The following is a 25,923-nucleotide window of genomic DNA, read 5'->3' on the forward strand; positions in this document are numbered from 1 at the left end:
TTGGAAGAACTTAGGGTCTAGAAAAGAGAAAAGAAGGAGAAAACGCTAGAAGCTAGAAGCTGGAGCCTAGAAAAAAGACAGAGTCACGTCCCACATCTTAAGTCGTATGTCTTAAAACTTTCGTGATTTAAACAATTATTTCAAAACCCATCATATGCTTCGGGAAAAACTTAAAAATTACAATATAATACTCGCTTCGGCTTCACCCAGACGACAAACATTTTTCAGAGAACTGGATTTGGACTTTCAGATTCAGGTGAAGGTTATAAACGAAACTTATCCCCCACATCTTGTACATTCAGAAATAACCGATTATATCTCCCAACTCAAAGCTTCCGCATTTTCAGATTTAAAAAAAGAGGAAATCCTAATTACCAGTGATACTCTTGTATGGCTCGATGGTGAAGCACTCGGGAAACCAAAAGATGAACAAGATGCGCAAGAAATGCTCCATAAATTAAGCGGTCAAATGCATGAGGTTATCACCTCGGTTTGTTTCACCTTAAAAGACTTTCAGAAAACCATAAATGATGTTACGAAAGTTTGGTTCAGAACTCTAACTACCGAAGAAATAGAATATTATATTAAAACCTGCCGACCCTTTGACAAGGCTGGAAGTTATGGCATTCAGGAGTGGATTGGATATATAGGCATTGAAAAAATAGAAGGATGCTATTTTAACGTAATGGGTCTTCCAATTCGTCTTGTTTACAAAACCTTAAACGACATTGCCGACCGTTGATTTTTTGGTATTTTAGCACGAAATTCGGTTAATGGGCGGTTTTCGATTTATATTCATTTTCATTCTGTTGCTAGTTCTAGATGGATGCAATTCTTCTGAAGAAAAGAAGAGCTTAAGTACTATCCTACCCAAAAATACACTTTCAAAAACTGAAAATCCGCGAAACATATCCCAAGAATTTAAAGATTACTGGTTTTCGGGTAACGCTGAAATTACTTCCTACCATTTAAAACAGGAACGCTATAATGAAATCCGAGAAGGGACTGCGGTAACAATCTTTGTAACGGAAGATTTTTCACCCGACGCCCAAGTAAAAACCAATCAGATTTCGGAAAAAAATATTTCTGTATTAAAACTGAATTTCACTAAAAATTTTAACACCGGCATTTATCCCTATTCAATTATGAATAGCATTTTCAGCCCTATTTCCACTACTGGACACGCAATAAAACTTAGTAACAGTGTTCAGGAATGGTGCGGCCAGGTTTATATACAGCTCAATAATAAAAAGGAATTTGAAATACAGGAACACTCATACTTTGAAGGTGAGGGCGACCAAAAGTTTATCCTACCAAAAACTTGGCTTGAAGATGAGCTGTGGAATATAATTCGAATTAATCCCGAAGGATTGCCTACTGGCGATTTAAAGGTTATTCCTTCATTAGAATATATCCGATTTCGACATATAGAGCCTAAGGAGCACAATGCCTTTGCAAATCTGAAACAAGGTGATTCCTTAACCGTATATACCCTAAACTATCCCGATCTGCAACGCCAACTAAAGCTTTTCTTTAAGAACAACTTTCCGTATGAAATAGAAAAATGGGAAGAGTTAAACGGTTCGGTTAAAAATGATACGCTCCGCTTACTTACAACGGCTACCAAGATCAAAAGGATGAAATTGGATTATTGGAATAAAAACCGGAACGAATATGCGTCTTTAAGAGATTCCTTAGGTCTAAACTAAAAAAGAATATGGAAAACATAACGGAATATACTTCCCAACTTGTTCAATCTGCGGCATTGATTATTTTACTTTTGCTGATTAGGATTATACTAAGACGGACCATTCGCAACTACGCAAAAAAGGTTGAAAGACTAGAGCACCGTACCGGCCTTATAATGAAACACGTGGATTTTGCGGTTTTCTTTCTAATTGTTCTAGGGCTTATTACCGTTTGGGGAGTGGATTTTAGAAACTTAGGAGTGTTTATGTCCTCGGTATTTGCAGTAATTGGGATTGCCTTCTTTGCTCAATGGTCTATCCTCAGCAACATAACAAGTGGAGTGATAATGTTTTTTACATTTCCCTATAAAATTGGAGATTACATCAAAATCCATGACAAAGAGATACCATCAGAAGGTTTTATTGAGGATATAAAAACTTTTCATATTATTCTACACACTAAGGATAACGAAGTAATAACCTACCCCAATAGTATGATGTTGCAAAAAGGAGTGAGTATTATCAAACCCGATAGAATTCCTGAAATCATTACCGAGATTGACAAAAACAAAATGGAACTTCCCCACGACTGATTTAAATAGGGTTCAACTTCATTTTTGGGAATTAAAATTCGCTAAATAACAAGTCCCCTTATTTTCAGAGGTTTGGCCTAAAATAATTTTATCTCATAATAAGTATCTTTGTGGCTCTGCCGTGTAATAACTATTTCATTTTATGCAAAAATCCTTCCTTTTAAACTTTCTGTTCCTACTTATTACAACAGTAGCTGCAGCTCAAGCACCCAAAAAACCAACTTCTTCTGAAATATACCACAACCTCCAAAAATTGAATTTTATTGGGTCCGCTCTATACATCGCAGCCCATCCTGATGACGAGAACACACGTCTCATCTCATATTTGGTCAATGATGTTCACGCCAACACTGCCTATCTTTCAATAACTCGTGGCGATGGTGGTCAAAATCTCATAGGTCCTGAATTGCGTGAACTTTTGGGAGCAATTCGTACGGAAGAACTTTTGGAAGCACGAAAAATAGATGGAGGAAAACAGTTTTTTACTCGCGCGAACGACTTTGGTTATAGCAAGAACCCAGATGAAACTTTTACATTTTGGAATAGAAATGATGTGTTAAGTGATGTGGTTCGGGTAATTAGAGAATTTAAACCCGACATCATTATAAATCGTTTTGACCACCGCAGTCCTGGAACAACTCACGGACATCATACGGCGTCGGCAATGTTGAGTATGGAAGCCTATAAGGATGCTGGGAACGTCGCAAAGTTTCCGAAATCGGTTAAAGAATTTGGTACTTGGGAACCAAAAAGATTGTTCTTCAACACCTCATGGTGGTTTTATGGAAGTCAGGAGAAATTTCAGCAGGCGGATAAATCAAATCTTGTTCCTGTAGAAATTGGGAGTTATTTTCCATTGCTCGGACTCTCAAACGGCGAAATTGCTTCTTTAAGTAGAAGTATGCATAAATCACAGGGATTTGGAAGCACCGGCTCTCGAGGCGCGGAAACAGAATATCTGGAATTGCTTAAAGGTTCCAAACTCAAAGACAATGATCTTTTTGATGGTATAAATACCGAATGGAACCGGCTAGAAGGAGGCGCAGAAATTGGAGCAATTCTAAATCCTTTAGAGAAAGATTTCGACTTTAAGGATCCCTCCACAATGCTACCAGAACTGCTTAAAGCTTATCCTTTAATTTTAAAGCTAAAAGACGAGCATTGGAAAAATATAAAGTTGGAACAATTAAAACAATTAATTCTAGATTGTAGCGGGATTTTCCTTGAAGCTATTTCAGAACAGCATACTGTAAATCCCCAAGAAGATTTTAAAGTTAACATTGAAGCCGTTAATCGCGGTAAAAATGAAGTGATTTTGAAGTCGATCAGTGTGTCTTCATCTAAAAACCAAATCAGTCCTAAAAAGATTATTTGGGACAAATCAGAAGTTCTTTCATTCAATGCAGATAAAAAGATTGAGATTACGTTGAATTCTGGAATGCACAATCCGCCCTATTCGTCTCCTTATTGGTTAAACGAAAAAGGAACATTGGGAATGTATGTAGCACCCGAAGAGTTTATTGGCCTTCCAGAAACTCCACACCTCGAACAATTGGATTTTGAAATCCAGTTTGGCAATGCCGTTATTCCGTTTACCAAGTCTGTTATATACAAGTTCAATGATCCGGTGAACGGTGAAGTATATAGACCGCTGGAAGTTTTGCCTGAAGTTACCGCCTCTATCCCCGAAAAAGTTCTGATTTTCGCTAATGACGACCCTAGGAATATTAACGTAATAGTACGGGCCGGTAAAAGTAATATTTCAGGAAACGTTAGTCTCGAACATCCAGAAGGATGGAAAGTGGAGCCATCAAATTTGCCCTTTAAACTAGAACGAACTGGCGAAACAAAAACCGTCAATTTTACAGTTTCGCCCCCAAGAGGAGAAAGTGAAGGATTTATAAAAACCCTTATCACACTAGATGGCAGTGAGGAAACCTTTGATAAGGAATTGATAACCATCGATTATGAACACATTCCCTATCAAAGTATTTTATTGCCTTCGGAAGCAAAGGTCGCAAAAATCGACATTCAGAAAAAAGGAGAAAATATAGGCTATATAAACGGCGCTGGTGATGCTATACCCGAAAGTTTAAAACAAATTGGATATTCCGTAACTACTTTTGACCCAACGAATATTTCAGAAAAGAGTCTTCAGAAATTTGATGCGGTTGTAATTGGAATTCGGGCCTACAACACCGTTCCGGAACTTGCTTTTGCACAGAAAACTTTGAATAAATATGTAGAAAACGGAGGAACGCTAATAGTTCAATACAATACGAACCACGCTCTGGTTACAGAAAATATTGCCCCTTACCCTCTTAAACTTTCCCGTGATCGCGTTACGGATGAATTTTCCGCAGTTACATTTCTTGCACCCAAAAATCCACTATTAAACACTCCCAACAAAATAACCCAAAAAGATTTTGAAGGATGGGTACAGGAACGTGGACTTTACTTTCCAAATGAATGGTCGAAGGAATTCACGCCCATCTTGGGAATGCACGACCGAGGAGAACCTGAAACAAAGGGTGCTCTACTGGTGGCTAAATATGGAAAAGGTTATTATATCTATACAGGTTTGAGTTTTTTCCGTGAACTTCCCGCGGGCGTTCCGGGAGCATATAGATTGTTTGCCAATATGCTGTCGATTGGGAAATAAGATAGCGATGGGACTTAAGCGGTAAAAATTCCGTATTTTTAAGCTTTAAAAAATTGAGAAAACTGTGAAACAATAAGACCTTACAGGTTTTGGAAACCTATGAGGTCTGTTCAAAATAAAGTCCTGATTGAGGAATGTTTTTATAATTATAAATATAAAGAGATTATAAAAAATTCAATTTCAAATTAAAAACCTTAATGTTAAATCTGTGAATACTCAATAGTACTGTGAGAGATTACTAATCCTAGAATTACGCGAAGTTCCGCATAGAATTCCCGAGAACTTAGAAGTATTTTAAATATGAATCAACAATCCCAAAAATTTGTCTGGAAATGGAGCTTTACAATTGTGCTTCTTCTAAATGCTGTTTATATCTATTTGTTTTATCTATTAATGCAAAATTTCACCTAGATGCAGCAGATTGATTGGATTGTATTAATCGGAACCCTTCTTTTTATCGTACTATATGGCACTTGGAAATCCCGTCAACAAAAGGATACCGAGGATTATCTAAAGGGTGGAAATACTGCAAATTGGTGGACCATAGGCCTGAGCGTTATGGCTACACAGGCTAGCGCAATTACCTTTCTGTCCACTCCTGGGCAGGCGTTCCAAGACGGAATGGGATTTGTCCAGTTTTACTTTGGGCTACCTATTGCCATGGTAATTATCTGTATGGTTTTTATTCCCATTTACCATAAATTAAATGTTTACACCGCCTACGAATATCTTGAAACCCGCTTTGATAAAAAAACACGGACTTTAACTGCAATATTGTTTTTAATCCAACGCGGGCTCGCTTGCGGCATAACCATATTTGCACCGTCAATTATACTGTCTGCAGTACTCGGCTGGAATTTGGTTTATCTAAATATCATTATTGGCGTTCTGGTAATAATATATACGGTAAGCGGAGGAACAAAAGCAGTGAGTGTAACCCAAAAACAACAAATGGCGGTCATTTTTCTGGGAATGACAATTGCCTTCCTCTTGATTTTAAACTATTTACCCCTTGATATAACCTTTAGTAAAGCACTCGAAATTGCTGGCGCAAATGGAAAAATGGATATTCTCGATTTTTCATTCGATTTTGACAATAGGTACACGTTTTGGAGCGGAATAATAGGTGGAACATTTTTAGCACTTTCCTATTTTGGAACAGACCAAAGTCAAGTTCAACGATACCTGTCTGGAAGAAGCGTAAAACAGAGTCAGATGGGATTGATAATGAATGGATTGCTAAAGGTCCCTATGCAATTCTTCATTTTATTAGTGGGAGTTATGGTTTTTGTTTTTTATCAGTTTAACAGTTCTCCACTCCATTTTAACCCATCGGCAGTAAAAGATGTAAAACAATCTGTTTATGCCGAGGAATATAATGATCTCGAAGTTAAAAAAGAAGAGGCGGACAAGCAACTTATTGCTACCCAAATTGACTATTCTAAAGCCGCAACAGACTTAGAGAAGCAAGAATATATTCAAAAAATAGAGCAACTTAACTTGACTGAAAAACAACTTCGTGAAGAATCTGTTGCACTTATTAAAAAAGCCAATCCCGGAGCTGAGACCAATGATAAGGATTATGTGTTTATCCATTTTATTCTAACGAACCTTCCGCGCGGTTTGATTGGGCTGTTGCTAGCTGTAATACTTAGTGCAGCCATGTCTTCGACAGCGTCAGAACTTAATGCTCTCGGGAGCACTACGGCCATCGATCTGTATAAAAGAAATGTTCCTCACAAAAGAGAAAAACATTATGTGGCTGCTTCGCGAGGGTTTACTTTGGTTTGGGGAATAATAGCCATTTTAGTAGCCTGTACCGCCCATTTATTTGATAATCTGATCCAATTGGTAAATATTATTGGTTCTATTTTTTATGGAAATGTTTTAGGAATTTTCCTTTTAGCCTTTTTTATCCGTTATGTACGCGGAAAGGCAGTTTTTATTGCCGCTTTAATTACCCAGGCCATCATTATTTATATCTGGTATATCGATTTGATGCCTTATCTCTGGTTGAACTTAGTGGGTTGTGCAGTGGTAATGGGCATTGCTCTTCTGCTTCAGACCCTACTTCCCAGAAATGAAGATGAAAATACAGCGACTGTTCGGTAATTATTGATACTGTAAAATTCTCACTAAAGCAAAAAGCTAATTGGTTTATATCTTCCTATCTGTATTATTTTCTTCTATTGGTATATGGAAGTGAGGAAAGGTAACATTTTCATTAAACTGGTTAGCTTTACGACAAGAGAATATTCCCCTTCTTCCCAAAATAAAATGTGTGAACTTCTTAATTACCAAGGTAGTATTAATTGCCGTTGAAAAAATTCTTAGAAAATAGAATTGTTGGAAAATGTCCAGTAATAAAATATTTTCTGAAGTAGGTTTTGTATAAGAGCAGGAACTAATTTTCTTATATAAACTATAATCCTAGAGCTTACTAAATGCTCATCATTGGACCGGTGTGCACGGATTCGCTTCAATCAAATAGAATATCTGATATATAATCGAAAATTAAATCTCTCAAAATCTGGTTTTAGCAACTGAGAGTTTTCGGAAAAAATATCCCTATCCATCCTCAAAAGAATAAAAATCAAAAAAAAATAGCCGCTCCAAACTTGGAACGGCTATTTCTACCTTATAATTGGTGTTTCTTAAGTACCAACTATTGTTTTAGAACCTTGAAATTCTCTTCAAGTCCTCCTTCAAAAGTAACTCGGAAGATATAAGTTCCGGTAGGCAAAGTGGATACATCAACTTTACCATCAGCAAATTGTTTATTGCTTATTACCTGCTGTCCTAATACATTGTAAGCAGACACAGACTCAATAGTTCGGTTTGCAGAAATGTTCAGAATTTCTGACATTGGGTTTGGATGGTAAGAGAAATTCAAGTTTGAATAATCCTGAACTCCAACAACGCCATCTACGACAACCGTGTAGTCTTCAGTTTCTCCATATCCTTGATCCTCGTCACAAGACATATCCCAAGTAGCGGAAGCTTCACCTACTGCGGCAACACGAACCCTCATTCTATAATTTCCATCAGTAGTACCGGCAGGAATAGCAATGTTGCCAGTTAAAGCCTGAGCACTGCCTGTTCCAATGTAGAAGAATTCGTCCTCATCAAAAGTTCCGTTGGAATCAAAATCGATCCACACAGAAACTGACTCGTAGGCCCATCCGTTTCCAACACTTACGGAGATTGGGTATGTTCCACCTGACTGAACGGTTGCTTCCATTGCAGTGTAGTCACCATAACCATTAGGACTACAAGAAGTTGTATTGTCAATTTCTTGGAAAGTAACATTGGTTATCATATCACCATCTGTACAATCCAACTCAGGTGTACAGTATATCATAGACTCTGCAGTAGTAAAGGTGGCAATTTCAGAATAGGAAGTTTCTTGTGAAAAAGAACAAGTTACTTCTAATCTCCATTCTACAGATACACCTAGGCCAGAAGGAGCTGTTGCTTGGTAAGAAGAATAATGATCTTCTGCAACACCCTCATCAATCCATCCAGCACCATCTGTATTGGACTGCCACTGGTAGGTCAATCCATTGCCAGTTGAATATCCTGAAGCAGAAACGGTGTAGCTGCTATTTGGATTTCCTTCGGTTGGGTTAACAGAAGCAATACCGGCATCAGGAGTGCCTGAGCAGTCTTCCATTTCTCCAATAAATAGAGTATAATCCTCACCCTGACCAAAACTGTAGGAAGCACAAGGGAATAATGGAGAAGTATTATAATTCTTCACTACTCTCAGTAAATGTTCTCCGGCAGTCAAACTTGAAGGCAAAGTTATAGTAGCTGTAGCCTGTTGGCCATCTGTACCAGTTGAATTTGTAATTGAACCAATTTCAAACATTTCAAACGTACGCCATGGTTGCTCGCTATCAGTGTTAATGAAAACAGTGAAATAATTGGTATAGGAGCCAGCTGTATTCCCCTCCAAAGCTACCTCTAGGGTTGCTCCTTCTTCAGCATTAATTACGATACTTGTAAAGTCCTCTAGAACTACGGTACTGGTAGCAGGCGAGGAATTATCAACGTTAGCAATTTGAACTCTAGTAATAGGTTCTACCGTTGAGGTAATGTTGAAGTTACACTCAAACGGTGGTGGGTCAACTACAGTACAGTAAAGTTTAAATACAGCTTGATTTCCATCTTCGTCACTTATCCAAGCTCCTCCAGCTTCGGAAGTGTGGATTGGTGCGCCAAGCGTTCCAACAGAGGTTACTTCCCAATAAGCTGTACCACCATTTGCAACCGGTTGCATCCAGAAAGTAGCTCCATTTGGTCCTCCTTCAAATTCAAGATCAGTCTCTAGCATTACCTGATAAACATCAAAGCCAAAGGCACCTCCAATCACAGTTTGGGAGTAAGGAACAAGGCCAGTTACAGCCTCTACTACAGTACTTCCAGGAGCGCCATTGTTATCGTTATAGAAATTGATATCTACAGACGTTAGAGGACCTTGACTCAGAATATTCAATACAATTGAGCGTACATTCAAAGTATTGTCCGGAGATACCATAAAGTCGTCGGCATTTCTAAAACTACCGCCAGCGGTTATGTTATATCCATTTTCAAAGTTGTTACTATCATCTCCTTGACCACAATCAGGACCTTCCCCTTCCTCGATATTTAAAGTGAAGTCCAAAGCCTGTCCGTATCCCGACTCAGTTCCCATTCCAAAGGGATCAAACTGAATTCCGCAAGGAGTAACAATTGCATCAGATAACTCGTCAAAATAAGTTTTGGTAATTCTGATACGGGTTTCACCTAGAACAGCACCGGATGGTACTTCGATATCCATGGATACAGAAATTCCGTCATTTCCGCTAGAATTCTCTAAGGTCCCAAGTTCGTAAACTTCACCTTCATCATCCAAAATTCCATTTTGGTTCCAGTCGATGAATGCCACGATATTTGTTGTGAAATCGCCATAAGTATTTCCTTCAACAGAAAGATTATACGTATTTCCGGAGATAAGATCTACAATAACGTCTGTCTTGTCTATCAATACGTCAGTTGAATTATCATTGGTAATAGTAGTACCAGCAAGTTCAACTTTAGTAATTTCCTCAACAACCACTGAACCATCACTTTCATCAATATTACAATATGGACTAGGGAAAGGTTCTTCTCCACCGGCAACATTCACTGTATAATCCTCAATCTGACCAAAAGAGGCTGATCCGCAAGGATTTGTTCTGGCCGAGTTGAAATTCTTGATTACACGCATACGGGTTTCACCAGCAACAGCATCTTCAGGAACAAGAATATCACTTATAGCCTGTTGTCCATCAGATCCTGTCGAATTTACTATTGAACCAATTGTATACATCTCCTCTGTTTCAAACTCGCCGTTGTGGTTCCAATCTACCCAAACAGTAAAATAATTTGTATAATTTCCTTTAGTGTTTCCTTCAGCCGCAAAACTATATGTTTCTCCGGCTTCTACTTCAGCAGTAAATGCTGTAAAATCTTCATAAGGAACAGTACTGGCAGCATCTGAACTGTTATCAATGCCAGCAAAGATTACACGGGTTATTGCTTCAACACTAGAAACTGTAGCATTACAGTACACAAGGGTAACGGTGAAAGTTGCAACTTCAGAATAGGCAGTTTCCCCGGAGGTTGTACAAGTTAAAGCCAATCTCCACTCAACTTCATCTCCAACATTGGATGGGGCAGTGGCGGTAAACGGCACATGAAACTCTGTGGCACCACCTTCATCAATCCATCCCTCACCGTTGGTATTTGATTGCCATTGAAAAGATAAGTTAGTAGCGCTCTCATAACCTGTAGCAGTTACTGTATAGGTAGTACCTCCATTTCCAGTTTCTGGATCTACAGCTGCTGTCCCTGCCTCTGGCTCTCCAGAACATGTATCTGGAAAAATCACATTAAACGTATAATCCTCAAATTCACCTAATGTATAAGCTGTAGCACACGGATCTGTATTTCCAGTAGAGCTACTCCAATTGCTTACAATCCGCATTCTTGTTTCACCTTCCAAGGCTCCACCAGGTACTTCAAAAGATCCTGAAGGGCTGGTATTATAGGAAGTAGATGCATACGCTACCTCATCAGCAGTAAAGGCTCCATCGTGGTTCCAGTCTACCCAAATTTTAAATCCAGCAGATCCACCAAGGACGTCGGCTTCAAATGCAACAGATTCGTTAACTGCCTGAGACACTGTTTGAGTATCAGAAAAATCTCCATATCCTCCTGGTGAGAAACCACTTTCAAGGTTGGAAATATTCTCAATTCCACCAGATGTAGAAAAGTTATTAATATATCGTGCTGTGTTCGTAGCTTCTGGAATACAATAGCACTCATTAGCATTAGGGTTTATTGTTACCGCAATGACTTCTGAGTTATCGATGTCTCCATTAGAGCACTCTACGTGGTAGCGGTAATCTGTTGCATCCTCGATTCCAGGGATAGTAATAGTAGATGCGGATACATCTAAATCTGTCCAGGTCCCAGTTCCAGCTGGAGAGGATTGCCAAGTACGTATTAAACCAACGGCTGGTTCTGAATTGCCAGTAACCGACATGCTGAAAGCTGTATTTGCACACACCATCATTTCGGTATCACCTACTACAGTTCCTGCCACTGCTTCTGTGCAGCTATCCAGTACTATAATTTGAATTGAATAATCTTCATATTCTCCTTGACCACTGTGCGAACAAGGCCCATTTGGACCTCCACTTGGGGTATAAGATGAACCAATACGCATTCTAAGAGTTCCGGATGCACTTGAAGGCAAAGTGAAAGAACCAGAATAAGAACCATTATAACTGGAGCTTTGGAAAACCATTTCAGAAGCATCAAAAATAAGATCATTATTATAATCCACCCAGATTTTTAAACCTGCCGTTTCGCCAGATTGAAGTACCACAGAATATTCAATGGTTCCTTCTGGAATGGCCATAACGGTCTCTTCTGAGAAGTCGCTATAGCCACTTCCATTTTCACCAGGTCCCGTATTTGCATTATTAACATCTTGGTTAGCGCCACCCATAAGAGTAACGGATTCTATATAAGCCGAATTACCCGTTGTGGTTGGAATACAATGTCCGGTGTAAATATTTAACGGACCGGACCAAAAACTCAAATCTCCAGACCCACAATCTGCTTGAACATATACATGATAAGCGGTCCCAGCCATTAAGTTAGTAATTTGATAATTGGTAACAGAAGCAACCTCTGATCCTATCTCTGCGGAATCACCGGGAGTATAACCAACAGGACCCCAAGAAACATTCCAAGAAGATTCATTACCTCCAGCCGTCCAAGAAATATCAGCTTGAGACAGTGTAAGGTTTGCAGCCGTCAAAGCGGTTGGTCTAGGACAGGTTGGCGGATCAGCAACATCAGTACCAGTAATACTAAGTGTATATGCCGTACTCTGCGGAGACGCCCATGTTGAAATAACAATATAATAAGTCTCTCCTTGAATTACAGGTAATTGAGGAATAGATCGGGTACCAGACCCAGATCCTACGTGGTAACCAACGGTAGATGAAAATGGGCAGCCAATAAATGCAAATAGGCCCGTGTAAGATCCCACTCCCTCTAGGTTAATATCTACAAAACCATTTGCTCCGGCTGTATAGGAGTAAACGGCCTCATCGCCATTTAAGTAAAAGGTGTACGAAGTTCCATTCGTAATTGCTCCAGGTGCCACTGGTGGTATGTCTGAAGACGAATAATTGCTGCCATAATCGGCGGTGTTTCCTGTGACCGTAAACGGCATGCTACTGACCACCACCGGGTCTTCACAGGTGCTACCGGTTTGCGCCCATCCTTGCCAGGAAAAGGTGAAAGCCAATAACGTGAAAAATAGAAAAGTAATTCTCTTATTCATAATTAAGGGTTTTAGTTAATATTGGGGTCAAGTTAAAAAAAAGAAAAATGAACTACAACGTTTTGCCAATCTCAATTCTAAAATCCAAGTAATATCCCAAAACTTTAACATCTAAAGTATGGGGAAATTCGCAGCGGATGTAATCTTGAACCACTGTCTCAGAACTTTTTTCCTCAATGTTATTAGAAAATTCTTGGCTGCAGAAAAAGTAATATCTGGAAAAATGTTGCATAGAAATTTGTCCACGAAATGAGGCAGATTCCTTTCATTAGATATACATTCTGATGAGGTGTTGTTAATTTCTTAGAAAACTCTCTCCTATCTATTTTTCTTCCTTCTGAAAAATAAGTTTCGATATTTTTTTATTCCCTGAAGCAAACGCCAAACTATCATTTACAAATTCAATTGCGAAAAATCCTTCATCTGAAAGTTTTCTCCAATGTTTCCCTCCGCTACCACTGAAAAATATTCCGTTGGGCCCCACCGATACAACACCTTGGCCCTGAGTAAAAGGCATATATTTAACGGATGATTGATACCCAGGCTCTTCCCCATCAGCGATTAAATTCCAGGATTTACCACCGTTTGTGGTAATTGCTTTATTTTTTACATTGGAATTCTTGTCCTCCCAATCACCACCTAAGATTATTCCATTTTGTGCGTCCCAGAAGTCAACTGTAAAAATTCCCGTCATAGCCTTTCCACTAACAATTGGAGTATCATATATTTCCCAGGTTTTCCCTTTATCTCCCGAGTGCATAACCCGGGAATTTTTACCGCCCGTTACAACCCAGGCATTATCCTTGTATATCGCGATATTAGAATTACTTGCCGCAAAAGCAGCTTCACCTTTTTCGACTTTAGGCAAGTTTTCACAAGGGATTTTTTCCCAAGTATTTCCACCATCACGAGTAATTATAACCAACATGCAACCTCCAATGGGATCTCCAATGGCAATTCCTTCCTTTTCATTCCAAAATTTCATAGAATCGTAAAATACTTCAGGGCCACTTTCTTTATAAACCTCTTCAATATTAGTAGCCTCCGTGCCATTGAACCCAATTTTATAGAGAACGGCAGGACTTGCAATACTGAGCACAAATACGGCTTCCTTGGTGGTAGCAATAGAGCGAAAATGCAATAGAGAATCAGAATATTTTATAACCGCAAGTTTTGGAATATCACCATCGATAAGCCCCACCTTCCCATTGTTTGCGGCGAACCAAACACGATTCTCATCAAGAGGAGCTAACGCTCGAATATTCAAACTATCCACAAACACCGGAGTGATTTGTACCGAGTCAATCTGGAATTCGGTTTTCTTTTTGCAGGAAGCAAAAGCTATTAGTATTAGATAAAACACCGTTAACTTTCCAATGGGGATTCGCATGAAGTTTGTTTTAGGTAAAAATAAAGATAAATTAGAAGTATTATGAGGGCCAAACCCGATAATGATGGAATTTAATTTTTATAGCTCAATTTTATATAAGAATTAGATTTTATTTCTTGTTAATTTATAATTCAAAATGTGATTCTAATTGTCTTTTAATTCAGTTTCAAAAAGATACCTTTGCACCCTCTAATGTTTTTTGCAAAACTGGAGTCTTTTAAATATAAGAAGACAACACAGAGTTTAATCTAAAATATTAGTGCTTCCAAGCTAAATATAACCTAATGAAACTACACCGAAATTTAGTATTTGCAACTATAGACTCTCTTAACCAAATTTTTAACGAGGGAAAACAGGCAGACAAGGTGCTACGCCATACTTTAAGACTAGATAAACGCTGGGGCTCCAGGGATCGGAGTTTTATTGCGGAAACAACTTATGATATTGTTAGGTGGAAACGACTATATGCTGAAATTGCCGAAGTGCGCGAACCTTTTGACCGCGCCAATCTTTTTCGTCTTTTTGCCGTTTGGGCAACATTGAGCGGAATAAAAATCCCAGATTGGAAACAATTTGAGGACACACCCACCCGCCGAATAAAAGGTAGGTTCGATGAACTTTCAAAAATCAGGAAATATCGAGAATCCATTCCCGATTGGATGGATGAACTAGGTGAAAAAGAACTGGGCAAAAAGTGGGACAAGGAAATTGCGGCGTTAAACCAATTGGCAGATGTTGTACTTCGTGTCAATACCTTAAAGACTACGCTCGAGAATCTCCAAAATGAACTGGCCGATTTGAATATTGAAACCGAAACCATTCCTGGTTATCCAAATGCACTGAAACTAAAAGAGCGCGCCAATGTATTTATAACGGATGCTTTTAAAAATGGCTTGTTTGAGGTGCAAGATGCGTCATCCCAAAAAGTTGCGGAGATGCTCGACGCAAAACCTGGGATGCGCGTGGTGGATGCTTGTGCAGGCGCTGGTGGTAAGAGCCTCCATATTGCTACAATGATGGAAAACAAGGGACAATTGATCGCAATGGATATTTATGAGAATAAATTGAACGAATTAAAGCGCCGCGCCCGAAGAAATGATATTTTCAATATCGAAACAAGAGTAATAGATTCCACCAAGGTTATAAAAAAACTAGCTGAAAAGGCGGATAAAGTTTTGATCGATGCCCCTTGCTCCGGATTGGGTGTCCTAAAAAGAAATCCAGATAGCAAATGGAAACTACAGCCTGAATTCCTGGACAGCATCCGCAACACCCAGAAGGAACTGCTGGATTCTTATTCGCGCATGGTAAAACCTGGCGGAGATTTAGTTTATGCCACTTGTTCTATTTTGCCGTCCGAAAATGAAAAACAGGTAAAATCTTTTTTAGCCCGAGAAGAAGGAAAGGACTTTTCACTATTAAAGGAGGAAAAAATATTGCCAAGTAAAAGCGGTTTTGACGGATTTTATATTTCTTTGTTAAGAAAAGCGGAAAAAGTAGAAAAATAATCAGCTTGTCGACTAACCAAAAGATCATTTTAAAATGAAAAAAACCATTACCCTCATTTTTTTAATTTGCCTTCAAACCTTATTCGCCCAACAGCCGTACTATAATAATGTTGATCTTACATTAACTGGGCAAGAACTTTATATGGCACTTCAGCAAAAAATAAATAATGCCAGTACTTCCTTTACGTATGGTGATACCAAAGAATCGATGAAAGTAACCGACCAAGATCCCAACAACAGCAATAATGTGCTGTTGATCTATGGTTACAATGATACAGATGGTAATTGCACCACAGACCGAACTCGAAACAAAAATAAATTTGGAGGTGGAAACTGCGAGTATAATCGAGAACACACTTTTGCTCGATCCAATGCAAATCCTTCTATGGGTGATGCGAGCAATGGCAGAACTGGCATTGTGGCCGATCCTCATAATCTTAGACCCGCGGATCAACAAATGAACAACAATAGAGGAAATCGCAAAATGGCAGCGGGCTCAGGAAATGCCGGGAACATTGATAACAGCACATTTTATCCCGGTGACGAGTGGAAAGGTGATGTGGCCCGTATGATGATGTATATGTACACCCGATATGGCAATCAATGTCTGCCATCCTTGAATGGAACTGGAAGCCTTCAGGGAGGCACCCAAATGCTCCAAATATACCTACAATGGAATGTTGAAGATCCGGTAAGTGACTTTGAAGATCAGCGCAATCCTTATCTAGAAACCATATATGGCAACAGAAATCCCTTTATTGACAACCCTTATTTGGCCACCATAATTTGGGGCGGCCCTATGGCGGAAGATCGTTGGGACATGATGGGTGCTCAAGATTTTATTGTGGATAACATCAGCGTATATCCCAACCCTACTTCAGAAATGATATGGGTAAGCGACAATACATCCTTCCCAATAGATAATTATTCTGTTTACGACGTTTCTGGAAGAATGGTTCTACACAATACTTTCAATACATCAGAAAAAAAGATAGATGTATCAAATTTGGATACAGGTATATATTTGTTGGAACTTATCTCTGCGGAAAAAAGAGTTGTTAAAAAGATTATGGTCCAATAAATATAAGCTATCCTAAGAACCAAAGCGGATCTCTCTTGAGGTCCGTTTTTTTGTTTCAATTATTTCAGGAGAAGGAATAAATAAACGAGCAAAATAAAATGACAATGTGGCGATAAATCCATAGTTTAAAAATCGCAAATGATAATGCGACTAGAGGATTCTGTAATTCTTAAAATCTTCTCTCACTTCATTCCGGACATTCTTAAGCTTGAGAACCTCTCAAAAGATTGTTCCATTCTTACAAGCAACCTGTACAAACAGATGCCCATATTCTATGAATTAAGTTACCTTTGCACCTCAATAATTTTTAAAGAAAGTTCAGGATGATTCACTTTTTTGGAAATGCCGAAAACACCGTTTATGCCGTTCACACTAAGGGCAATCTCACAGAGGATACCGTAAAAAAACTGCAATGGCTATTTGGGGGACAACCCTTGATTCCGCAATCCGTTGTGTTGCCGGTCCATTCCAACTATTTTATCGGACCCCGCGCCGCGATGATTACTCCGTGGAGTACAAATGCTGTTGAAATAACCCAAAATATGGGCATAGAAGGCATTATTCGAATTGAGGAAATGCACAATGACCAGAATCAGGATTTTGACAATATGCTTTCGCAAAAGTTTCCAGAGCTTAACCAAAATATATTCGATATTAATATTTTTCCTGAAGGCATATTAGAGATTGAAAACATTTCGGAATACAATTTAAAAGAAGGGCTGGCCCTAAATGAGGAGGAAGTGGAATATTTAGAAAATATGTCCACAAAAATCGGGAGAAAATTAACGGATAGTGAAGTTTTCGGTTTTAGCCAAGTAAACAGTGAGCATTGCCGACATAAGATTTTTAACGGAACGTTTGAGATCGATGGTCATGAAATGCCTTCCTCCCTTTTCAAATTAATTAAAAAAACCTCCGCCGTAAATCCGAATGATATCGTTTCGGCATATAAAGACAATGTAGCCTTTATTAAAGGTCCAAAAGTGATGCAATGGGCACCCAAAACCGCGGACAAACCAGATTGGTATGAAGAGAAGGAATTTGAGAGCGTAATTTCACTAAAAGCAGAAACCCATAATTTTCCTACCACAGTTGAACCCTTTAACGGGGCGGCAACTGGCAGTGGCGGTGAAATCCGTGATAGGTTGGCCGGAGGAAAAGGATCGCTGCCATTGGCTGGAACTGCGGTATATATGACTTCCTACTCCCGTTTGGATGAAGCCCGGCCTTGGGAAAAAGGAATGGAAGAAAGACAATGGCTGTACCAAACTCCTTTGGATATATTGATAAAAGCCAGCAACGGAGCCTCAGATTTTGGAAACAAATTCGGGCAACCTTTAATTGCTGGATCGGTTTTGACTTTTGAGCACCAAGAAAGCTTCGACAAGCTCAGCCTGACAAAGGAAAGAAAATTAGGCTATGACAAAGTTATAATGATGGCTGGTGGAATTGGTTATGGAAAAGCCAGCCAGGCCATTAAAGGGAAACCTGTTGAAGGAGATAAAATCGTAGTTCTAGGAGGAGAAAATTATAGAATTGGTATGGGCGGCGCCGCAGTTTCTTCGGCCGATACGGGAGAATTCCATAGCGGAATTGAACTCAATGCCATCCAAAGAAGTAATCCCGAAATGCAAAAACGGGCAGCCAACGCCATTCGGGCAATGGTGGAAAGGGATCATAATCCCATCGTTTCCATTCACGATCATGGTGCTGGCGGACATTTAAATTGCTTGAGCGAATTGGTAGAAGATACTGGCGGAAGGATTTCCCTTGATAAACTTCCCGTAGGCGACCCAACCCTCTCTGCAAAGGAAATAATGGGCAACGAAAGTCAGGAACGGATGGGATTGATAATAGCCGAAGATAATATGGATATTCTCCAGCGCGTTGCGGATCGGGAACGCTCCCCAATGTATGAAGTGGGACATGTTACCGGCGATAAACGTTTTTGTTTTGAGAATGCAAAGGGTGAAAAACCTATGGACTTTGCTTTGGAAGATATGTTCGGCAGTTCTCCGAAAACTATTATGCGAGATAAGACTGTCGATCGAAGTTATAAGAATCCAGAATATGATAATTCCAAAATAAAAGAATACTTAGAGCAGCTGCTTCAATTGGAAGCGGTTGCCTGCAAAGACTGGCTTACCAATAAAGTCGATCGATGCGTTACCGGTCGTGTTGCCAAGCAACAAACTGTGGGTCCACTGCAGTTGCCCCTTAATAATTGCGGGGTAATGGCATTGGACTTTAAGGGAAAGGAAGGGGTGGCAACTTCATTGGGACATTCTCCTTTGACTGCATTGATCGATCCTGCAATCGGTTCGCGAAATGCAATTACCGAAGCGCTGACTAATATAGTTTGGGCGCCGATGAAAGACGGTTTAAAAAGTATTTCACTTTCTGCAAACTGGATGTGGCCAGCAAACAATGAAGGCGAAGACGCTCGCTTATACGCTGCCGTAAAAGAAGTTTCAGACTTTGCCATCGATTTGGGAATAAATGTTCCAACAGGAAAAGATTCACTTTCGATGAAACAGCGTTATAAAGACGATGAGGTCATTTCTCCCGGAACGGTCATTATTTCAGCTGCCGGGAATTGTAATGACATCAAAAAAGTGGTGGAACCTGTTCTTAAAAAGTCCCATAGTATTGGGGGTGGCAGTATATATTATATCAACATTTCCCAAGACGATTTTAAATTAGGCGGTTCTTCTTTCAATCAAATTTTAAGCGGAATCGGTAACGAGGCACCAACCGTGAAAAGTGCGAAATATGTGAAAACGGTTTTCAATACTCTGCAGAAATTAATTGCTGATGAAAAGATTATTGCCGGTCACGATGTAGCTTCAGGGGGTTTAATTACTACTTTATTGGAAATGTGCTTTGCCGATTTAAATCTGGGAGCAGATTTGGATGTATCATCTTTAGGTGAAAAGGATTCCGTAAAGCTTCTTTTTGCTGAAAACTGTGGAATAGTAATACAAGCTTCAAATGATGGATCGGTTGAAAAAATGCTGACTTCAAACCACATCGATTTCCAGAAAATTGGAACGGTTACCGAAAGCGACACACTTAAAATAAAAAATAATTCCGAAGATTTCAATTTCAACATTACAGATTTGCGTGATACCTGGTATAGAACTTCATACTTGCTGGATATTCACCAAAGCGGAAAAGTTTATGCAAATGAGCGATTTGACAACTATAAAAAACAACCTTTAAAGTTCGAGTTCCCTAAGAATTTTACAGGCAACCTCTCGACTTCTTTCGAGCAAACAATGTCAGGTCCAGCGCAGTCGAGACCTCATAGAATCAAAGCAGCCGTTATTCGCGAAAAAGGAAGTAATAGCGAGCGCGAAATGGCTTATATGATGCACTTAGCCGGGTTTGATGTGAAGGATGTGCATATGACCGATTTAATAGAAGGCCGGGAAACTTTAGAGGATATCAAGCTTTTAGTTGCCGTAGGTGGATTTAGTAACAGCGACGTTTTGGGAAGCGCTAAAGGATGGGCTGGAGCTTTTCTATATAATCCATTGGCGAAACAAGCCTTAGAAAATTTCTTTGCAAAGGATGATACGCTATCGTTGGGAGTATGTAATGGCTGCCAGCTCTTTATCGAACTCGGACTTTTAAATCCCGAGGATAAGGAGAAACCGAAAATGCTTCACAATAAAACCAACAAATTTGAATGTGTCTTCACTTCGGTAAAAATTCAAGAAAACAACTCCATAATGCTTTCATCTTTAGCCGGAAGCACCTTGGGAATTTGGTCCGCCCACGGTGAGGGAAAATTCAGTTTCCCGATGGACGAATCACATTATGATATCGTGGCAAAGTATACCTATGATAAATTGCCAGCGAGCCCTAATGGCAGCGATTTCAACACGGCAATGATGGCAGACAAAACCGGGCGCCACTTGGTAATGATGCCGCATTTGGAGCGCTCTATTTTTCCATGGAACTGGGCATATTATCCAGACGATAGAAAAGATGATGCTGTTACACCTTGGGTGCAGGCATTGGTTAATGCTAGAGAGTGGATCGAAGTTAGTCGGTAGTCGGTAGTCGGTAGTCGGTAGAAAAATAAAATCTGAATTTATAAAAGCCGCTTTTTGCGGCTTTTAATTTTCTATATAAAAACAAGATTTTAATATTACAGCAATTCCCCAGGAATAGAAAAAAATTAATAGGTTCTATTGTTCCGTATCTTCCTTTTCTCCCGGTCTTCCATCAATTCGGCTTACAGAAAACTTAGAAGGTTCTGGTGAAAATGCCTTATCATACTTGGTTTGCAATTGGATGTAATATTTTTGGTTGGCCTTGACCTCTATTTTGGCAGGTAGGGTTTTCCATTTATCGATTGGCTTTTGTTCAAAATCCACTTCCTCGTAAAGCTGAAATTCAGCTCTGAAATCTGCGGGAAAACCTACTGCTATACGGAGTGTGGAATTCGCTTTTGGAGTGAAAGTAAAATAATCCTTATCTCCCTGAGGAAAAATAGCTATTTGCACGGTGTCGTTTATGGTTAAATTATACGCTTCTTTAAAATTATTATTGGGCTCTGTTTTATCCATCTCCTTTATAAAATCAACCTTCCATTCCGCCATATCGCGCGACATTTCCTTATTGTATTTATCCTTTAATTGGATATAGTAATCTCCTGGAGTATTTACCTGAATTGAGGCAGGAAGGCCCATGCCTCCGCTAATATATTCCACCTTACCAAATTCATCGGCTTTCTTGGCAAAACGAACCTCCACGTTTATATTTTCAGGAACCTGTCTAGCCTGAACCATAAGATATCCCGAACTATCGACCTGGGTTTTAAACCAATCAACATCTGTAGTTGGGTAAAAGATTGACTTCACGATTTCCCCAGTCGACACACTTGTGGCGCCATCGGCTTCATTATTTGGCTCGTGCTCGTCAAACTCTTCTATGAATTCCGCCTTAAATACAATTTCCTCTTCGGAGAAATTCTTGTTATACTTATCCTTAAAAGCAAAATAAATAGTATCTGGTTTACTTACAATTATAGTTGCAGGCAATCCTAATTCACCCGATATCCAGTTTTCCTTTTGTGATTTCCATTCCTCCTTATTGGCAAAACGTACTACAAAGTTTAAATTATCTGGAATATTTCTGGCACTCACGTCGAGATACCCCTGTCCCGATACCGGAACTGCGAACCAATCAATATCGCCTATGCTATCGATCTTCATGGAATACGATTCTCCAGATTTCAATAATCCAGCTTCTAGGATGGAATTATTGGGTTCGCCTATATCATTTTTCTCTTTTGGAGAAGAACACGCAGCAATCAAGAAAAATAGTGAAGCCGCATACAAAATGTGATTTGAAAAAATTTTCATTGTAGTTGATTTTTAATTTAGTATTCGTTGAAAGTGAAACCATCAATTAGTAATAGTTTCCGTAGTTGATTGTTAAAACTACTAAATTAAAATGAAAGGAGTTTAGCAATGAGCTTATTATGACCGTTTTGCATATTTATGATATTCTCCTTTTGGAAAAAAGACGTCTTTAATTTAAAAACTAGGACCAATCGTGAAAACCTGAGGGGACTTAAGAAGAAGAAACCCAACAACATCAATATGCTCCTGGGTTCCAATCAATTGGGGAGTAAAGCATAAAGCTCTGAGCCAAATATAATTATAAATAAAATAAAATAACGATGAGTTTTAGATTTTTTTAACTTACTAAACTTATAGCAAATTTTTTATTAAAAATATTTACCCTTGCTAAATAAATTCTCGAAATTTATTCTTGAATTAGTGAACAAATTAAAAAAGAATAAGATTGGCCGAACGGAAGAGAATAACCAAAAAAGACTGCTTATAAATTCATCTAAATTCCTATTGCTATTAATGAGTACCTCTTCCTCAAATATAATTATGATTATGCCTTCAGTGTATTCAATTTTGTAAATCCTTTCCCCGTATTTTCGGACTTTTATCCGGTGGGTATGCCTTCTTTTTATTTCAAGACAAAAACCTCAAAAATTATTGTTATTTTCACTTCCTTAACATCACAATCATGACAGATCCAAAACGACTTTTCGACTTTCCATATTACCAACTTGAGAAATATCCTCAGGAAAAAGCACTGATTACCAAATATGAGGGAAAATGGGTGGCTACCTCTACTCAGGAATATATAGACAAAGCGAATGCCCTCAGCCGAGCGTTGATTAAAATGGAGGTTAAGCCTAATGACAAAATAGCGTTGATTTCGTCGACAAACCGAACGGAATGGAATATTTGCGATATAGCAATTATGCAAACCGGGGCACAGGATGTACCTATTTATCCTACAATTTCGGAGGATGAGTATGAATATGTTTTAAATCATAGTGAATCGATTTATTGTTTTGTTTCAGATAAAGAGGTGTATGACAAAGTGATGGCCATTAAAGCAAACGTTCCTTCTTTGAAGGAGGTATATACCTTCGACAAAATTGAGGGAGCTAAAAACTGGTCGGAAGTTTTGCAAATGGGAAAAGATGAAAGCAACCAATCAGAATTGGACAAGCGAAAAGAAGCCATTCACGAGGATGATGTTGCGACCCTCATTTATACTTCGGGAACAACCGGAAAACCAAAAGGTGTAATGCTTTCACATAAAAACATTGGCAGCAATGCGAAATACAGTGCGGAAAGATTGCCAATCGTTATGGGCAAGTCTAAAGCATTGAGCTTTTTGCCCGTTTGCCACGTATACGAACGTATGCTTCACTATATGTATCAATATTGTGGTGTAGAACTTTATTTTGCCGAATCGCTAGACACGATAAGCCAGAATTTAAATGAGGTGAAACCAGAAGTGATGACTGCTGTTCCGCGAGTTCTAGAAAAAGTATATGATAAAATTTATGCGAAAGGTGGAGAACTTACCGGCATTAAAAAGAAACTTTTCTTCTGGGCGATTGATTTAGGATTAAGGTATGAACCTTACGGCCAAAATGGCTGGTGGTACGAAACCCAGTTAAAACTGGCAAATAAATTAATTTTCAGTAAATGGAGAGAGGCACTCGGAGGAAACATAAAAGCAATTGCTTCTGGTAGCGCACCTCTTCAACCAAGGTTGGCGCGTGTATTCAACGCAGGACAAATTCCTGTAATGGAAGGATACGGACTTACAGAAACCTCTCCAGTGGTATCTGTAAACGACATGCGAAATCACGGTTTTAAAATTGGAACTGTAGGAAAACCACTTCGCGAAACTGAAGTAAAAATCGCAGAGGACGGAGAGATTTTGGTCAAGGGTCCCCAAGTAATGTTGGGATATTTTAAAAATGATGAAGAGACCGAAAAGGTTATGGAAGGTGGATATTTCCACACAGGAGATATAGGTGAAATTGACAGCGAAGGTTTCTTAAAGATTACCGATCGTAAAAAGGAAATGTTTAAAACCAGCGGCGGAAAATACGTGGCTCCGCAAACCATCGAAAATGTCATGAAGCAATCGCGTTTCATAGAACAGATGATGGTGGTTGGCGAAGGTGAAAAAATGCCGGCAGCGCTCATTCAACCTGATTTTGAATTTATCAAGGAATGGGGAAAACTAAAAAACCACAATTTACCGTCGGACAACAAAGAATTGGTGAAAAATAAGCAGGTAATCGACCGTATTCAGGAGGAAGTAGATTTCTACAACGAGCGATTTGGCCAATGGGAGAAAATCAAGAAGTTCGAACTAACTCCAGATCCGTGGAGTATCGAAGGAGGACAACTAACCCCAACCATGAAGATGAAGCGAAAGGTAATCAAGGAAATGTACAAAGATTTGTATGATAAAATTTATGGCGCTTAGACGGGCATCAATAGTTGGTAAGCTTAATCGGTAGTTTTATTTTAATTGGAATTCCTTTTCACTACCTCCCTTGCATTAAAGTTTCGTTAAACGGCCTAGGGTAGCGGAATCTGTATTTCAGATTTAATAACTTTAGATGTTTAATGCGCTTAAATAATGAAAACCATCTGGACTATTGGTCACTCTACGCATCCATTGAAGGAGTTTTTACATATGTTGAAATCCTTTGACATTGAATTGTTGATGGATGTACGCTCCTATCCTGGCTCCCGAAAGTTTCCACAATTCAACAAGGAAAATATGGAGATTTCTCTGCCCGAAAATGGATTTGAATACGATCATATGAGAGATTTGGGCGGAAGGAGAAAAGTAGATCCAAATTCCAAAAACGATGCTTGGAGATTAGCTTCATTCAGAGGTTATGCCGACTATATGGATACTGAGGAATTTTCCGCAGCTTTAAAACGTTTAGAAAAGATTGCTGCAAAAAAACGTACTGCCATAATGTGCGCCGAGGCGGTGTGGTGGAGCTGCCACCGTTCCATGATTTCCGATGCGCTGAAGGTAAGAGGGTGGAAAGTTCTTCATATTATGAATGACAAGACAGCTACCGAACATCCATATACCGCTCCCGCAAAAATAGTGGATGGAAAATTGGACTATTCTAAACCCAAAGAAGACTAATATCCCCAATTCCATATTCTTTTAGTTAATTATCCACTTCTCTCCATAATTATTTGAGAACTGAAACCAAAAAAAACAGTTCAATTTACTATGCGTGCATAATAAATTTTCCTATCTTTGGTATCAATGGAAGAAAAAGCAACTAAAGAAAAAACCATTGATTATATTTTACGGTCCACTTGGATGAGTGTAACCAAAATGTACAATGAAGAAGCTGGAAAAAAGGGAAGTACGATGGCAACGGGTTTCGCCCTAATAAGTATCGATCCAGAAAACGGAACCCCTTCCACTACTCTAGGTCCAAAAATGGGAATTGAAGCCACCAGTCTTTCCCGGACCCTAAAATCAATGGAAGAAAAGGGTCTTATAGAAAGAAAACCGAACCCTGAAGACGGACGTGGTGTTCTAATCCATTTAACTCCTTTTGGAAAGGAGATGCGGGAATTTTCCAAACAAGTAGTATTGGCATTTGATCAAGCAGTACAAAAAAATGTGAATCCCCAAGAATTACAAACATTTCGGAAAGTAGCTTATACCATCAACGATTTAATAAACTCAAAAAAGATCTACGGTCCCGAATAAAACACTGAAAATCTAAT

General features: G+C 39.1%; 14 protein-coding genes. 11 read left to right on the plus strand and 3 right to left on the minus strand.

Translation table 11 applies throughout. From position 1 onward, the window contains the following. The first annotated feature begins 154 nt into the window (after positions 1 to 154). The 5 genes from EI546_RS07155 to EI546_RS07175 all read left to right on the plus strand — a co-directional run bounded on the left by EI546_RS07155 (position 155) and on the right by EI546_RS07175 (position 7,055). Positions 155 to 742: a Maf-like protein gene (locus EI546_RS07155; RefSeq protein WP_128249902.1), complete on the plus strand. Its 588-nt coding sequence runs from the start codon at positions 155 to 157 to the stop codon at positions 740 to 742. A gap of 31 nt (positions 743 to 773) precedes the next feature. Further along, complete coding sequence (locus EI546_RS07160) at positions 774 to 1,709, plus strand: septum formation inhibitor Maf (RefSeq protein ID WP_128249903.1); 936 nt, start codon at positions 774 to 776, stop codon at positions 1,707 to 1,709. A gap of 8 nt (positions 1,710 to 1,717) precedes the next feature. Further along, complete coding sequence (locus EI546_RS07165) at positions 1,718 to 2,281, plus strand: mechanosensitive ion channel domain-containing protein (RefSeq protein ID WP_128249904.1); 564 nt, start codon at positions 1,718 to 1,720, stop codon at positions 2,279 to 2,281. Positions 2,282 to 2,423: 142 nt separating this feature from the next. Beyond that, positions 2,424 to 4,943, plus strand: coding sequence for a PIG-L family deacetylase (locus tag EI546_RS07170; protein ID WP_128249905.1), 2,520 nt, complete (start codon positions 2,424 to 2,426; stop codon positions 4,941 to 4,943). 411 nt (positions 4,944 to 5,354) lie between these two features. Continuing rightward, positions 5,355 to 7,055 carry a sodium:solute symporter family protein gene (locus EI546_RS07175; protein WP_128249906.1) on the plus strand — a complete coding sequence of 567 codons (1,701 nt, stop codon included), beginning with the start codon at positions 5,355 to 5,357 and terminating at the stop codon, positions 7,053 to 7,055. 553 nt (positions 7,056 to 7,608) lie between these two features. On the opposite strand, the gene EI546_RS07180 is transcribed toward EI546_RS07175, so the two are convergent. Next, entirely contained in the window at positions 7,609 to 12,828 is a 5,220-nt protein-coding gene (locus EI546_RS07180; RefSeq protein WP_128249907.1) for a GEVED domain-containing protein, read from the minus strand. 322 nt (positions 12,829 to 13,150) lie between these two features. Next, positions 13,151 to 14,218 (minus strand): WD40/YVTN/BNR-like repeat-containing protein, encoded by a 1,068-nt coding sequence (locus EI546_RS07185; RefSeq protein ID WP_128249908.1) that lies wholly within the window; start codon positions 14,216 to 14,218, stop codon positions 13,151 to 13,153. Between the two features lie 284 nt (positions 14,219 to 14,502). Here EI546_RS07185 and EI546_RS07190 point away from each other — a divergent pair, with 284 nt between their 5' ends. The 3 genes from EI546_RS07190 (at position 14,503) to purL (ending at position 20,868) form a co-directional block, all read left to right on the plus strand. Next, positions 14,503 to 15,726: an RsmB/NOP family class I SAM-dependent RNA methyltransferase gene (locus EI546_RS07190; RefSeq protein ID WP_128249909.1), complete on the plus strand. Its 1,224-nt coding sequence runs from the start codon at positions 14,503 to 14,505 to the stop codon at positions 15,724 to 15,726. Between the two features lie 34 nt (positions 15,727 to 15,760). Continuing rightward, on the plus strand, positions 15,761 to 16,807 hold the full coding sequence (locus EI546_RS07195; RefSeq protein WP_128249910.1) for an endonuclease: 1,047 nt from the start codon (positions 15,761 to 15,763) through the stop codon (positions 16,805 to 16,807). A 323-nt stretch (positions 16,808 to 17,130) separates the two neighbouring features. After that, entirely contained in the window at positions 17,131 to 20,868 is a 3,738-nt protein-coding gene (gene purL / locus EI546_RS07200) for a phosphoribosylformylglycinamidine synthase (RefSeq protein WP_128249911.1), read from the plus strand. A 135-nt stretch (positions 20,869 to 21,003) separates the two neighbouring features. Here the strand turns inward: purL and EI546_RS07205 are convergent, their stop codons facing one another. Beyond that, complete coding sequence (locus EI546_RS07205) at positions 21,004 to 22,182, minus strand: hypothetical protein (protein ID WP_128249912.1); 1,179 nt, start codon at positions 22,180 to 22,182, stop codon at positions 21,004 to 21,006. Between the two features lie 682 nt (positions 22,183 to 22,864). Between EI546_RS07205 and EI546_RS07210 the strand changes: the two genes are divergently transcribed. From EI546_RS07210 to EI546_RS07220, 3 genes are all read left to right on the plus strand, one after another. Then, positions 22,865 to 24,640 (plus strand): AMP-dependent synthetase/ligase, encoded by a 1,776-nt coding sequence (locus EI546_RS07210; RefSeq protein WP_128249913.1) that lies wholly within the window; start codon positions 22,865 to 22,867, stop codon positions 24,638 to 24,640. A gap of 156 nt (positions 24,641 to 24,796) precedes the next feature. Continuing rightward, on the plus strand, positions 24,797 to 25,324 hold the full coding sequence (locus tag EI546_RS07215; protein ID WP_128249914.1) for a DUF488 domain-containing protein: 528 nt from the start codon (positions 24,797 to 24,799) through the stop codon (positions 25,322 to 25,324). A 126-nt stretch (positions 25,325 to 25,450) separates the two neighbouring features. Further along, positions 25,451 to 25,906 carry a MarR family winged helix-turn-helix transcriptional regulator gene (locus EI546_RS07220; RefSeq protein WP_128249915.1) on the plus strand — a complete coding sequence of 152 codons (456 nt, stop codon included), beginning with the start codon at positions 25,451 to 25,453 and terminating at the stop codon, positions 25,904 to 25,906. The last annotated feature ends 17 nt before the right edge of the window (positions 25,907 to 25,923 follow it).

The sequence above is a fragment of the Aequorivita sp. H23M31 genome (assembly GCF_004022485.1).
Taxonomy (GTDB): domain Bacteria; phylum Bacteroidota; class Bacteroidia; order Flavobacteriales; family Flavobacteriaceae; genus Aequorivita; species Aequorivita ciconiae.